The sequence below is a fragment of the Methylobacterium sp. E-012 genome, from assembly GCF_057836545.1.
In genome coordinates, this window is sequence record NZ_JBYQEY010000001.1 from 2,302,937 (window position 1) to 2,316,393 (window position 13,457).

Sequence of the window (13,457 nt, forward strand, 5' to 3'; positions counted from 1 at the left end):
CCGAACCCGCGCTTCGTTACCCCACGACAACCAACGGTGCGGGAAGCCGCATCAGCGGCTCGCCCATGCGCAGGCGGTCGCCCTCGCGCAGCGTCGGGCAGAGCCCGAAGCCCGGCGGCGCCAGGACCACGATGGTCGAGCCGTGCTCGAACCAGCCCATCTCGTCACCCTTGGCGAGCGTGGCGGAACACGGCAGCGTCCGCCCCCCCGTCCCGCGCAGGGCTGCGCCCTCCGGAAGGAAGCCGAGGCGCAGACCCGCCACCAGGATCGCCGCCACCGGCACCAGCGTGACCGCGTGGCCGCCCTCCGCCAGCCGCAGGCGCAGCACGGCGCGCTCGTTGCGGCAGAACAGGGCCTCGACGCGCTTCAGGGCGATCGGATTGACGTTCCAGGTATCGCCCCAGATGTGCCGCACCGACTCGACCCGCAGGTCGTGCGGCGCGTGGAAGCGGTGATACATCCCCGCCGTCAGCCGCAGGGTGGCGTAGGCGCCGCCCTCATGCGCGTGCGCGAGAGCCGCGTCGCCCCCCAACAGATCGGCGAGCCGGTAGGACAGGCCCTTGATCTGGAACAGACGCCCTGCCTCGATCCGGCCATGCGCCCCGAGGATCGCATCGCTCGGGCTCGTCAGGATCGCGGGATCGGCCTCGACCGGCCGGGCGCCGGGCTGGAGCGCCCGCACGAAGGCCGCATGGAGGCTCGAAAAGCGCGTCTCGCGCGCGTCGCTGAGGTCGACATCGCAGAACAGGCGCCAGGTCGCGATCGACAGGTCGCGGATCTGCGGCTGCTCGATCCGGCTGAACCAGCCCATGAACCGGGTCGCGAGCCGGCGCGGCAGGCGGTTGGTCAGCAGGAAGTTGAGGTCTTCCTGAGCACCGACCCGCGCCAGGGCCCGTCGCAGGGGCGTTCCGGGAATCGTCATCATGCCGTGAAGTGCCTCCGATAGGACGTGGGACGATGTCCGCACTCCTCGTCGCCCTGTCCGCCACCGCCGCCGCCGCGGTCTTCGCTCTGCCGCGCGCCGCGCAGCGCCTGGAACTGTCCCGGGCGAAGCACCGCTCGCTCACCGGCCATGCCCGGATGGCGCGGCGAGTCGCCGGGCTGATCCCGAGCTATGCCTATTCCGAGCGCGCCTTCTTCCGCTCCGACGATCCGGACGAGGCGGTGGCGCTGCGGCGCGAGGCGGCCTTCGCGCGGCTCTCCGCGCTGTTCCAGGCCCGGTACGCGCGCACCCGCGCCGAGACCGAGGCGATGCGCGACGGCCTGTCGGACCTGCAATTCACCGGGCTCTACCGGGTGCCGTTCCAGTACGCCCGGCACGTCCGCGCGCATCTCGGGACGGGCGCCCTGGCGACCGCAGCGGAGGGCGTCACCGTCACGGACCTCGACGGCAACGTCGCCTACGATCTCGCCGGGTCCTACGGGGTGAACCTGTTCGGCGTGGATTTCTACCGGGCCTGCCTGGAGGAGGGGAGCGCGCGGGTCTCCGCCCTCGGCCCGGTGCTCGGCCCCCTGCACCCGGTGGTCGCCGGCAACGTGGCGCGGCTGAAGGCGCTCTCCGGCCTCGACGAGGTCTCGTTCCACATGTCCGGCACCGAGGCGGTGATGCAGGCGGTGCGCCTGGCCCGCTACCACACCGGACGCCGCCGGATCGTGCGCCTGTGCGGCGCCTATCACGGCTGGTGGGGCGAGGTGCAGCCCGGCATCGGCAACCCGGTGCCGACCCGCGACACGCTCACCCTGGCCGACATGTCCGAGCGGACGCTGCGAGTCCTGTCGCGGCGGAAGGACGTGGCCTGCGTCCTCGTCAACCCGCTCCAGGCCATGCACCCCAATGCCGGGGCGCCGGCCGATTCGGCCCTGGTCGATAGCGGCCGCAAGGCCGCCTTCGACCGTGCGGCCTACACGAGATGGCTGCACGCGCTGCGGGCGGTGTGCAGCGCCCGGGGCATCGTGCTGATCCTCGACGAGGTCTTCCTCGGCTTCCGCCTCGCCCGCGGCGGCGCGCAAGCGTATTTTGGCTTGCGGGCCGATATGGTCACCTACGGCAAGACGCTGGGCGGCGGCCTGCCGGTGGGCGTCCTGTGCGGACGCGCCGACCTGATGCGACGCTATCGGGACGACCGGCCCGTCGATATCTGCTTCGCCCGGGGGACCTTCAACGCCCATCCCTACGTGATGGGCGCCATGAGCGCGTTCCTCGACCGGCTGGACACGCCGGAGGTCGCTGCCCTCTACGCGAGCCTGGACGCCACCTGGGACGGGCGCGCGGCGCGGCTCAACGCCCTGCTCGCGCAGGCCGGCCTGCCCGTCCGGGTGGCCAACATGTCCACCGTCTGGACGGTCCTGTACACCAAGCCGTCGCGCTACAATTGGATGCTGCAATTCTACCTGCGCGCTGAGGGGCTGGCCCTGTCCTGGGTCGGGACCGGCCGCCTGATCTTCAGCCTCGCCTACGACGACGCGGCCTTCGAGGCGGTGGCCACGCGGTTCATCGCGGCGGCCGAGGCCATGCGGGCCGATGGCTGGTGGGATGCGGCGGCGCCGAGCAACAAGGCGATCCGCCGCGCGATCCTCCGGGAAGTGGCGGCGGTTCGCCTCGGCGCCTTCGGCGCCCGGCTCGGCATGCACGCGCCGGACCGGGCCTGATCCGGCGGCAGGCGCCGGGCACGTCGCGGCCCGGCGCCCGCGTCGATCTCAGGCGCCGTGCTCGTGCGGCTCATGCTCCTCGACCAACTCGCCGTGCAGCAGGGCGAGCGGCGCCTTGTGGTAGAGCTTGATGTCGTGGAACGGGTCCGTGAGGATCTTGGCGGCCCAGACGAAGCCGGTCTGGACATCGCGCTGGACGAACAGCTGCACCATGCGGAACAGCAGGCCCGCCACCGCCAGCCACAGCCAGATCCAGCCGATGTTGCGGATCAGGTCCGCCGTCGTCTGGTGCGGTGAGATCAGCCCGAACAGGCTCGGATCGAAGTAGAGCGGCAGGGGCGACAGGGCCCAGATCGCCAGAAGCACGATCTTCCGCTGAAGGTTGTAGCCGACCTTGATCTCTTCCTTGTGCTCGTGGCTGGCGTCGTTGACGTGGTCATAGCCCTTCGGCTCGAAGAACAGGTGACCGGCCTGCCGCGAAGTCATGGCGATCAGCCAGCCGATGAGCGCCGCCGTCGCCGGGTCCTTGAAGGCCAGGGCATAGGCCACCAGGAAGCTGATCGCACTGACGACGTGCAGGCTCTGATTGACGCGGTTGTGGTGGTAGTACCGGTGATCGTCCCAGCGCTGGACGCGCAGAGCTTCCAGAAAGCTCGCCATGATGTGCTTCCTCGTCGAATTGCGGGTTTGAGAGAGACGGGGCGGGGGTTCAGGCGTCGTGCTTGCGCAGGCGGACGAGGGAGAAATGTCCGAGGGGCGGCAGCGCCCGGCGCTCGACGATCTCCACCGGGGCTCCGGCCGCCCAGGCGGTGTAGCGGTTCCAGGCGAACTCGGTCCGCCAGCCCAGCCGGCTCGTGATCGGCGCCAGGGCGTGCTCGACGGTGCGGCGCAGGCCGTCCTCGGCGCCGACCCGCGTGGTGATGACGATCTCGCCGCCGGGGCGAAGGACCCGGGCGAACTCGTCGAGCGCCGCCTCGGGATTCGGCACCGCGGTGACGACGTATTGCGCGACGATCACGTCGAAGGAGGCGTCCGGGAAGTCGAGATGTTCCGCGTCCATCACCGCGAGGCGCTCGACGTTGCGCAGGCCGAGCCGCGCCACGCGCTGACGCGCCTTCTCCAGCATCGGCGCCGAGATATCGATGCCCACGATGCTGCGGGCGCGGCGATAGGCCGGCAGGGACAAGCCGGTCCCGACGCCGACTTCGAGGATGCGACCGCCGATCCGCTCCGCGGCCGCCGCCGCCAGGGTGCGTCCCTGGGCGAAGACCGGCCCGAACACCAGATCGTAGACCGGCGCCCAGCGCCCGTAGGCCTTGGCGACGCCGTCGCGGTCGAGGTCGGGGCCGAGCGCGCCTGCGCGCGATGAGCCGGTGCCGTGCATTCCAAGGGCCATGGGTGTTCGGTCTCGCTCTGTGTCAGGTCGAAGGTTGATGAGAGACAGCGTCTCCGCGCGGTCACCGGCGTCGGACGTTCGATCCGGTTCGGACCTACCGGCGTGTGTGACGGGACCATCGGCCGGAGAGCCACGGAAACGCTGCGTCTGCGCCGGACACGGAGCGATTCGACCGAATCGGCTGCGCGAGAACGGCGAAGGAGGTCCGTTCATCACGCGCGCCAGCGGCCGAGGTGGGCCGGCCGGCTGCCAATGCGATCGCCGACATCACAGGACGCCAAACGTGATCAAGCGACGCGGAACAGCGGAGGACGTCGAACCGCCCTGTACGTCATGAGTCCCACACCGCTTCTCCGGAGATCTTTTTCCGCCGGCAAAGCTATGACCATCATTTGACAACGTTGTGACGGCAGAAAGAAGCGTTCCGACGCGATAATTTCGTTGGCAAATCAATTCTCTCGCGTCCGTCTCGACGCAGCGATACTGATTAGCCGACGCATCAAAGTCGCATTGATCTTCCCGTCACTAGGGACCGGCCGCCGTCGAAATACTCCGGGTGCGGTGGGGCGTGCAAAGCCAGGCCGCTCTCCCAGCTCCGATCCCGGATGCCACGGCGGTATCGACGGGGATCGGTCGCCCCGGTGGCGGGCGACCGACCTGTGCCGGTCCGCGGCCGGTCGGCGAACGCGCGATGATGTGAAGACGCGAAACCCGGGTTCGCCTCTTCGACATCTTCTCGCCCTGATATCGACGAGATGTGGCGGGGTATCGCCAAGCGGATGAGGCGCGCGGACGCGCCGGAGGAGTGTTTCGCGTGATCGACATGATGCGGCCCCAGACCCTCGCGGTGGTGGCACTCGCCGGGCTTGCCTTGAGCGCCGGCCAGGCCGGAGCCGCGCAATGCGGGAACAATGCTGCCGGCTTCGAGACGTGGAAGCACCAATTCGCCGAGGAAGCGCGCGGCCGGGCCAGCGCGGCGAGCCTCGCGGCCCTGCAGGGCACCACCTACTCCACGGCCACGATCTCGGCCGACCGGGGCCAGCACAGCTTCAAGCTGTCGCTGGACCAGTTCCTGGCGAAGCGCGGCGGCCCGGCGATCGTCTCGCGGGGACGGGCGCTCAAGCGTACCAACGCCGCCCTGTTCGAATCCATCGAGCAGCGCTACGGGGTGCCGCCCGGCCCGCTCCTGGCGATCTGGGGCATGGAGACCGGATTCGGTGCCGTGCGCGGCAACGTCAACACCCTCTCGGCGGTGGCGACGCTCGCCTACGATTGCCGCCGGTCCGAGTATTTCACGGACCAGCTCTACGCGGCACTGACCCTCGTCGATCGCGGCCTGCTCACCGCGAATACCCGCGGCGCCGCGCATGGCGAAGTCGGACACACGCAGTTCCTGCCGAAGAACGTGCTGACCTACGGCACCGGCGATCTCAACAACGTCGGCGCCGCCCTGTCGTCCACCGCCAACTTCCTCAAGGCGCATGGATGGCGCGCCGGTGCGGGCTATCAGCCCGGCGAGCCGAACTTCGCCGCGATCCAGGGTTGGAACGCCGCGTCCGTCTACGAGCGGGCCATCGCTCAGCTCGGGCGTCAGATCGACAACGAGTAGGGCGCGCCCGGCCGCGGGCGACGCGTCCGAATCGGCTGCGGACGCGCAACAGCATCGGCGGGCGCGGAGGCGTTGCGGGCCGGATCCACAGTCTTCGACAAACAGACGAATGCCGAAGACTTGAGGAATTGGCTTCCCCGCGCCCGAAAATGGTCCCGATCGATCCAAGATTGACCATGGAGCCGCCCCAGAAAAGCCCGCCGGGCCCCGCTGTCTCAGGATGAGCGGGGCAGATCGGTCCGTCGTGCGGTTTCCGGATCACCGGAGGCTGACGTCGGACGAACGCCCGTTCCGCGACGAGGAGCATGGGCACCCGCATGGCGATCGATTCTACGCCGCTGGACCACATCGAGATCGGGCGGGCGCGGCGTTCCTGCCTGGCACCGCTCGCAGTGCTGACCGGGGCCGCGGCCATGGCGCTCCTCGGCAGCGGTGTCCTGACCCGCGATCCGCAATTATCCGCCCCGACCGGGTATTCCGCAGCGCGCAGCGCCGCGATGACGCCGACAATCGAGGGACGAGCCGTCGATCGGAACGCCGAGGCCTCGGGCGCGGAGCCTGCGCCCGCCGACGCGCTGGCGGGTGAGCCCGCACCGGGGGGATCCTGGGGCGACATCCCCGGTGGCGGCCCGTCGCGCTGGGCCTGGACCCGGATCGCGCCGCTCGACTCCGCACCGAACCCGGAGACGGCCCCCACGGTCGGAACCGGCGAGCCGCCGCGCGTAGCCGTCACGGTTCCGCTGCCGATCCCGCGGCCGCCGGAATTGCGGGGCCTCGGCGCCTCGGCGCTCACCCGCCGGGCCGAGAGACGCGTGGCGCGACGCGACCTCCCACCGGTCCAGCCGGCGGCACCGCCGGCGGATGACCGGTCGTTCCTCGAAAAGTTCTTCGGGATCGAGCGTGCGCCGGCCCTGGCCTACGCGGCCCTGGAGAGCAAGCCTGCCGACGTCGCGCCGCAACGGCGGATCTCGCCGCCGCTGGCGATGACGCGCGAGCCGAGCGCGACGACGGGCGTCGCCGTCTACAACATCGCCACCCGGACCGTGACCCTGCCGAGCGGCGAGCGCCTGGAGGCGCATTCCGGCCTCGGCGAGGGTCTGGACGACCCGCGGCTCGTCAACGTGCGGATGCGGGGGCCGACGCCGCCCGGGACCTACGATCTGACCGAGCGCGAGCAACTGTTTCACGGCGTGCGCGCGATCCGGCTCACGCCGATCGGGGGCAGCGATGCGGTCTACGGGCGAGTCGGGTTGCTAGCCCATACCTTCATGCTGGGACCGCGGGGCGATTCGAACGGCTGCGTGTCGTTCCGCGATTACGACCGGTTCCTCCAGGCCTTCCTCCGCGGCGAGGTCCAGCGCCTCGTCGTCGTCTCCGGCACGCAGGACTCGTTGCCGACGATGGCGGATGGCGGCCGCACCCGTCTGGCTCGCGCTGGCAACTGAGCCTGCGACGCGCGCGTCCGTTCGGATGGGCTTGCCACGCTGCTGGCAAGGTCGGACGTCGTCGCGCTTGTCTTTAAAAGCATTGCGGAACCAGCCCGCGTTCCGGCTTTGAAGCGTCGGCCGGTCCCAAGCGCCGAACCAATCATCCGATCGCCGAGCGGGGCGCCTCGCCCGCACCGATTGCGGCTTTGCACAGGACCGGCCGCGACTGCCCACTTCCCGGGCTTCTGGTGATTGTCCTGCGGCACATCATCCTCTATGAGATCGGTGTCGAGGAGCTGAGCCGTTCCGGCCAGCGCCCGCACTCCCGCAATGGTCGCCAGTTGTGGTGCGACCGTTCGGACCGGATCCGGCAGCCTCCACGGCGCCGGTACTTCGGTCTGCGACGGGCAATAACAAAGTTATTCCATCCAACATGCGCCGACCGTCGTTCAATGCTTGCCCTGCTCTTGCAGGCACGGGAGCCTGAGCGCGTAACGTTGTGTGTCTCGCGTGCGATTCGGGCCCGGTCCGGCCGCCCCGTGAAGGTCCCGAGGAAACGATCCTGGAAGCCGGTGAGGGGGTAATCCCGCTCGCCGCGAGGAAACGTCTCCTAGACCTCGGAGGTGCTCGCCGGGCACGTCCGATTCGCACATACGGGATCCGACCATGCCTGCCGACGATGAGACCGCGCGCTTCCACCACCGGCACCCCCAGGCCGCGCTGCCGCTAAGCCGGAGGCAGATCCTCGGCACAGCCGCGGTCGGTCTCGCGGCGGCTGCGCTGCCGACCTCCCTGGCGATGGCCGATTCTGCGGACGGCAAGGTCGACGTGCTGCTGATCGGCGGCGGCATCATGAGCGCCACTTTGGGCGTCTGGCTGGACGCGCTCCAGCCCGACTGGTCGATCCAGATGATGGAGCGCCTGGATCAGGTCGCGATGGAGAGCTCAAACGGCTGGAACAATGCCGGCACGGGCCACTCGGCCCTCGCGGAGCTGAACTACACCCCGGAGAAGAACGGCAAGGTCGAGATCGCCAAGGCGGTGGAGATCAACGAGGCGTTCCAGGTCACCCGGCAGTTCCTGGCCCATCAGGTCAGGACCGGCGTGATGAAGGATCCGCAGACCTTCCTCAACTACACGCCGCACATGAGCTTCGTCTGGGGTGACGACAACATCGCCTATCTGAAGCGGCGCTGGGAGGCGCTGAAGGCCAGTCCCCTCTTCGCCGGCATGGAATATTCGGAGGATCCGGAACAGCTGCGCAAATGGGTGCCGCTGATGATGGACGGGCGCGATCCGAAGCAGAAGATCGCCGCCACGTGGTCGCCGCTCGGGACCGATTGCGAATGGGGCGAGGTCACCCGGCAATACGTCGCCTATCTGCAGAAGCAGCCGCACTTCAAGCTGCGCCTCTCGACCGAGGTTGAGGGCATCGCCAAGAACCCGGACGGCTCCTGGCGGGTGACCTCCAAGAACCTCAAGGACGGATCCCGGCAGAGCGTCGACGCCAAGTTCGTCTTCATCGGGGCTGGCGGCGGCGCGCTGCACCTACTGCAGAAGTCCGGTATCCCCGAGGGCGACGATTACGGCGGCTTCCCCGTGGGCGGCTCGTTCCTGATCAACGACAACCCGGACGTCGCCACGCTGCACCTTGCCAAGGCCTACGGCAAGGCGTCGGTGGGGTCACCGCCGATGTCCGTACCGCACCTCGACACGCGGGTGATCGGCGGCAAGCGGGTGATCCTGTTCGGGCCGTTCGCGACCTTCTCGACCAAGTTCCTGAAGCAGGGATCGTATCTCGACCTCCTCAGCTCGACCACGAGCAGCAACGTCTGGCCGATGGTCCGCGTCGGCATCGACGAGTTCCCGCTGGTGGAATACCTCGCCGGGCAGCTGATGCTGTCGGACGACGACCGGATCGCCGCGCTGCGGGAATATTTCCCGAAGGCGAAGAAGGACGAGTGGCGCCTCTGGCAGGCCGGGCAGCGCGTGCAGATCATCAAGCGTGACGCGGACAAGGGCGGCGTGCTGAAGCTCGGCACGGAGATCGTCAATGCCCGGGACGGGAGCATCGCGGCGCTGCTCGGCGCCTCGCCCGGCGCGTCCACGGCGGCGCCGATCATGCTACAGGTGCTGGAGAAGGTGTTCCCCAAGAACGTCGCGACACCGGAATGGCAGGCCAAGATCCGCGAGATCGTCCCGAGCTACGGCACGAAGCTCAACGAGGATCCCGAGCGCGTCGCGCAGGAATGGGCCGCCACCAGCGCCGCGCTTCAGCTTCCGACGCCGCCCCGGATCGACCGCTCCGTTCTGAAGCCGGTCCCGGTCAGCGGCACCGTCCTGAACAGCAGCGCCACGCCGGTGGCAGAGCCCGTTCACGACCTCGCGCCCTGAGCGACCGGCGACCGCGCCAGCGCATCGTCCGGGACTTCGGGACCGGAACGATGCCCTAGAAACCGACCCGTCCGAGAGCCGGCAGCTTGATTCCCGGGCGGCGCAGGTCGAGACCGGCGACGCCGCCGAGCAGGTTCAGTTCCAGGCCCTCGACCCAGCCAAGGGTCAGCCCCGCATAGCCGCCCAGGTTGATGCGGATGCCGGTGCCGGACGGCGTCCAGCCGACCCAACGGCCGTCATAGGGAAAATCCTTGCCGATCGCCGTGGTCGGCAGGCTGGCCCGGATCTCCGGGACCGCGGCCATGATCGCGGCCACGAAGGTGTTCGAGTTCGGCCCCGGCCAGACCACGTAGTCGCCGGGGCGGGCGAAGCGATACTCGGCCACCGCCGTCCGGATCCGCGGGAGCATCGCTTCGGCCTCCGGACCATCCGCCGCGAAGACGATTTCGGGGGCGTTTCCGAACCAGCGCCCATCCGGCACGAAGCGGTCGACCCAGATCGGCTGCCCCCAAGCCGTGTAGTCGAAGCGCCGGTAGGCGCGCGCGCCGCGGTCCTTGATGACGATCCAGCTGTGTGTCGCGACAATGCCGCGCCAGCTCACCGTGCGGGCGGAGAAGATGCGCACGACCGCGCCCGGCTCGGCCTCGGCCGGCGGGAGCAGACCCGCGCTCGACCGGTCGGCGAGCCGCCAGTCACCGCCGGCCCGCAGCCAGTAGAGCGTGGCGGAGATCGCGACGGGCACGAGGAAGAGGGCAACGAGCGCGAGAAGCGCGAGCCTGATCAGAGTCACGATGAAGCCACGGCGGATACCAGCTCAGTCGCATGTAGGGAGCGCTCGGCCGCGGGGGAATGCGACCGTATCGGCCGGCGGCCCAGGGGCCGCGAGGGCGTCGAGGAGGAGCGTTGCGGCCAGGAGATCGGCGCAGCCTCCGGGACTGAGTCGCGCCGCCACGAAATCGTGGTGGATCCGCTTCGCCCGGTCGCGCCACCCCGGGGTCGCCACCCCGCCGACCGCCCGGAAGGCCCCGGCGGACGCGCGCGCCGCCGCCAGCCCGTCCGTGCCGCCGCGATGGAGCAGGTTCGTATCGACGAGCACGGCGAGCAGGGCGAAGAAGCACTCCACGCGCGCAGCCTCCGGATCGTCCGGTGCCCGGCTCCGACCAAGGCGCAGCGCCGGTAACCCGATGTCACGGATCGTCGGGAAGCCGGCCGCCGCCTCGGCACCGGCGCCCCCGACCCCGTAGCGCCGCGCGACGCGCCCCCCGTGGCTCATCGGCGAAGCGGGGGCCCCGGCGATCGCGGGACCCCAGAGTTCGCCCACCGCCACAGCGTGGGCCTCGGCCGAGGCCGGTGCCGCGCCGGACACGCCTGCCGCCGCGCAGATCAGGCCCAGGGAGAAGATGGCGCCGCGATGCGCGTTGACGCCGCCGGTGGCCCGCATCATCGCCGCCTCGGCCCGGATCCCGATCGCGCGCAACTCCGCCATGGCGGCGCCCCGGGCCCCGGCCGCGGCCAGATCGGCGAAAAACGGCCGGATCGCCGCCGCACTGCAGCGCAGGGTGCCGGCATCCATGTCGTCGTGGCTGCCGGAATCGACCAAGCTTACCAAGCCTGGCTTGGGCCACGTCTCCAACTCGTCGATCAGCGCCGCGTGGGCGAGCGTCGCGACGCATTCGGCCCAGCCCTCGGAACCGGACGGCGACGGGACGCGGTGCAGATGCTGGCGCAGATCGAAGGCTCCCGGCAAAACGCGTCGGCGCGGCCCGCGACCGGGCCGGTTTCGGGCGCTTATACCGAAGGATCGATCCGCCGCATCCCGGCGTGCCGCGCGACCCTCACGCCGCCGACGCCACCGCCGGTGAGATCCGCTTGCGCGCCTTCTTGTCCTCGGTGCTGCTGAGGAAGGCCTGCGCTTCTTCCTTGCGCTCAAACACGTGGGGGGCGACGCCGCGCCGAGTCAGCGCCTCCTCCATCTTCAGGCGCAGGAAGGCACTCGTCGCGTAGCGGGTCGTGGTCGCGTAGTAATTCGCCTGGAGGTATTGCAGGACCCCGGCGTAATCATCGACCAGGTTCTCGTTGAGCCGGAAGCCGTCGTGGTTGATCACGGCGTTGACCCGCTGGCCGGCCTTGCGGCAGGCCTCGACGATGGTCATGCGCAGCTCGTCCATGTCGCCCATCACCCGGCAATACCAGCCTTCGAGGTTGATAAAGAGGATGTTGCGCTCGCCGTCGTAGCTGACACGCGATTTCAGATCGAGGTTGAGCAGGTCTGAGATCAGCTCCATCGGCTCGTCGCGGAAGATGCGCGGATCCATGGGCACCGGATTCCGCACCACGGGGGCGAAGTCCATATGGGCGAGGATGTCCCGCTCGATGTCGATCCCGGGCGCGACCTCGACCAGCTCCAGGCCGGCGGCGGTCAGTTGGAAGACGCAGCGTTCGGTCACGTAGAGGACCGGCTGGGCGCGCTCCACCGCGTAGGGCCCCGAGAAGGTGTTCTGCTGGACCTGGGTGACGAACTTGCGGGCCTTGCCCTCGCTCACGATCCGGACGTGGCCGTCCTGAACGGCGATCTCCAGCCCGCCGGCCGTGAAGGTTCCGGCGAACACCACCGTGCGGGCGTTCTGTGAGATGTTGATGAAGCCCCCGCAGCCGTTAAGCTTGCCGCCGAACTTCGAGGTGTTGACGTTGCCGGCGGCGTCGCACTCGGCCATGCCGAGGCAGGTCATGTCGAGGCCGCCGCCGTCGTAGAAGTCGAACATCTGGTTCTGATCGATGATGCAGTCGGCGTTGGTGGCGGCGCCGAAGCTCGATCCGGAGGCGAGGACCCCGCCCACGGCTCCGGCCTCGGTGGTCAGGGTGATGTAGGGGGTGATCTTCTCCTCGTTGGCCACCGACGCGATCCCCTCCGGCGCGCCGACCCCGAGATTGACGACGCCGTTCGGCGGCAATTCGAACGCGGCGCGGCGGGCGATGATCTTGCGCTCGTTGAGCGCCATCCGCTTGATGCCGGTGACGGGCACGCGGATCTCGCCGGCGAGCGCGGCGTCGTGCATGACGCCGTAATTCATCCGGTGCATCTCGGGCTCGGCGACCACCACGCAGTCGACCAGGATGCCGGGCACGCGCACGTCCTTGGGCAAGAGGTAGCCGTCGTCGACGATGCGCTCGACCTGCGCGATGACGATGCCGCCGTTGTTGCGGGCCGCCATGGCCTGGGCGAGGCAGTCGAGGGTCAGGGCCTCCTTCTCGTAGGAGAGGTTGCCCGACGGATCGGCCGAGGTGGCGCGGATGAAGGCCACGTCGATCTTGGTGGCGGTGTAGAACAGCCACTCCTCGCCATCGACCTCGACCAGCTTGACGATGTCGTCCGTGGTCAATTCGTTGACCTTGGCGCCGCCATGGCGCGGGTCGACATAGGTCTTGAGCCCCACCTTCGAGAACAGGCCCGGCTGGCCCGCCGCGCAGGCCCGGTAGAGCTGCGAGATCACGCCCTGGGGCAGGTTGTAGCCGCGGATCAGATTGTCCTGCGCCGCCTTGGCGACCTTCGGCATGCGGCCGAAATTGGCCGCGATCACGCGCGCGAGCAGGCCCTGGTGATGCAGGCGCCCAGTGCCGAGCCCCTTGCTGTCGCCGGCGCCCGCCGTCATGATCAGGGTGAGCCCACGCGGCGAGCCGCTGTCGACGAACCGCCGTTCCAGGGCGGCGTGGAGCGCCTCCGGGATGCAGCTCTGAACGAACCCCGTGGTGGTGACCACGTCGTTCTCGCGGATCAGCGCGATCGCCTCATCCGCCGAGATGACCTTGTTCTTCCTCATGGAGTCCGTGAACCTCCCCGGATATCGGACGCGCGGCCGGCCGCGACGCGGGCCGACTCGAAGACTGGTCTGCACCAACCGCGTGCGGCCGGACTGGATCGGAGTTCAGGACCAGTCGAGTTCAGCATACGGTCCCTATTGCACCGCATCAATATTTGCGGCAT

At 69.5% G+C, this 13,457-nt stretch carries 10 protein-coding genes; 4 read left to right on the forward strand and 6 right to left on the reverse strand.

Going from position 1 to position 13,457, the window contains the following annotated elements; genetic code table 11:
• Nucleotides 1–16: 16 nt before the first annotated feature.
• Nucleotides 17–925 carry an archaetidylserine decarboxylase gene (asd, locus tag AC3IF1_RS10980; protein ID WP_489217558.1) on the reverse strand — a complete coding sequence of 303 codons (909 nt, stop codon included), beginning with the start codon at nucleotides 923–925 and terminating at the stop codon, nucleotides 17–19.
• A gap of 32 nt (nucleotides 926–957) precedes the next feature.
• Between asd and AC3IF1_RS10985 the strand changes: the two genes are divergently transcribed.
• The gene (locus AC3IF1_RS10985; protein WP_489217559.1) at nucleotides 958–2,649 is read left to right on the forward strand and encodes an aminotransferase class III-fold pyridoxal phosphate-dependent enzyme; all 1,692 of its coding nucleotides are present in this window, start codon (nucleotides 958–960) and stop codon (nucleotides 2,647–2,649) included.
• A gap of 48 nt (nucleotides 2,650–2,697) precedes the next feature.
• On the opposite strand, the gene AC3IF1_RS10990 is transcribed toward AC3IF1_RS10985, so the two are convergent.
• Both AC3IF1_RS10990 and AC3IF1_RS10995 read right to left on the reverse strand, forming a co-directional pair.
• A complete protein-coding gene (locus AC3IF1_RS10990; protein WP_243972008.1) occupies nucleotides 2,698–3,309 on the reverse strand; it encodes a hypothetical protein in 612 nt (203 codons plus the stop codon).
• A 49-nt stretch (nucleotides 3,310–3,358) separates the two neighbouring features.
• The gene (locus AC3IF1_RS10995) at nucleotides 3,359–4,045 is read right to left on the reverse strand and encodes a class I SAM-dependent methyltransferase (RefSeq protein WP_489217560.1); all 687 of its coding nucleotides are present in this window, start codon (nucleotides 4,043–4,045) and stop codon (nucleotides 3,359–3,361) included.
• 823 nt (nucleotides 4,046–4,868) lie between these two features.
• Between AC3IF1_RS10995 and AC3IF1_RS11000 the strand changes: the two genes are divergently transcribed.
• From AC3IF1_RS11000 to mqo, 3 genes are all read left to right on the forward strand, one after another.
• Nucleotides 4,869–5,654, forward strand: coding sequence for a lytic murein transglycosylase (locus AC3IF1_RS11000; protein ID WP_243972030.1), 786 nt, complete (start codon nucleotides 4,869–4,871; stop codon nucleotides 5,652–5,654).
• A gap of 317 nt (nucleotides 5,655–5,971) precedes the next feature.
• On the forward strand, nucleotides 5,972–7,099 hold the full coding sequence (locus tag AC3IF1_RS11005) for a DUF2778 domain-containing protein (protein WP_489217561.1): 1,128 nt from the start codon (nucleotides 5,972–5,974) through the stop codon (nucleotides 7,097–7,099).
• Between the two features lie 648 nt (nucleotides 7,100–7,747).
• Nucleotides 7,748–9,475: a malate dehydrogenase (quinone) gene (gene mqo / locus AC3IF1_RS11010; RefSeq protein ID WP_489217562.1), complete on the forward strand. Its 1,728-nt coding sequence runs from the start codon at nucleotides 7,748–7,750 to the stop codon at nucleotides 9,473–9,475.
• 55 nt (nucleotides 9,476–9,530) lie between these two features.
• Here the strand turns inward: mqo and AC3IF1_RS11015 are convergent, their stop codons facing one another.
• The 3 genes from AC3IF1_RS11015 to AC3IF1_RS11025 form a co-directional block, all read right to left on the reverse strand.
• Nucleotides 9,531–10,265 carry a DUF3750 domain-containing protein gene (locus AC3IF1_RS11015; protein WP_489217563.1) on the reverse strand — a complete coding sequence of 245 codons (735 nt, stop codon included), beginning with the start codon at nucleotides 10,263–10,265 and terminating at the stop codon, nucleotides 9,531–9,533.
• A gap of 24 nt (nucleotides 10,266–10,289) precedes the next feature.
• Nucleotides 10,290–11,204 (reverse strand): triphosphoribosyl-dephospho-CoA synthase MdcB, encoded by a 915-nt coding sequence (gene mdcB, locus AC3IF1_RS11020; protein ID WP_489220374.1) that lies wholly within the window; start codon nucleotides 11,202–11,204, stop codon nucleotides 10,290–10,292.
• Between the two features lie 106 nt (nucleotides 11,205–11,310).
• A complete protein-coding gene (locus AC3IF1_RS11025) occupies nucleotides 11,311–13,293 on the reverse strand; it encodes an acyl CoA:acetate/3-ketoacid CoA transferase (RefSeq protein WP_489217564.1) in 1,983 nt (660 codons plus the stop codon).
• Between the last annotated feature and the right edge of the window lie 164 nt (nucleotides 13,294–13,457).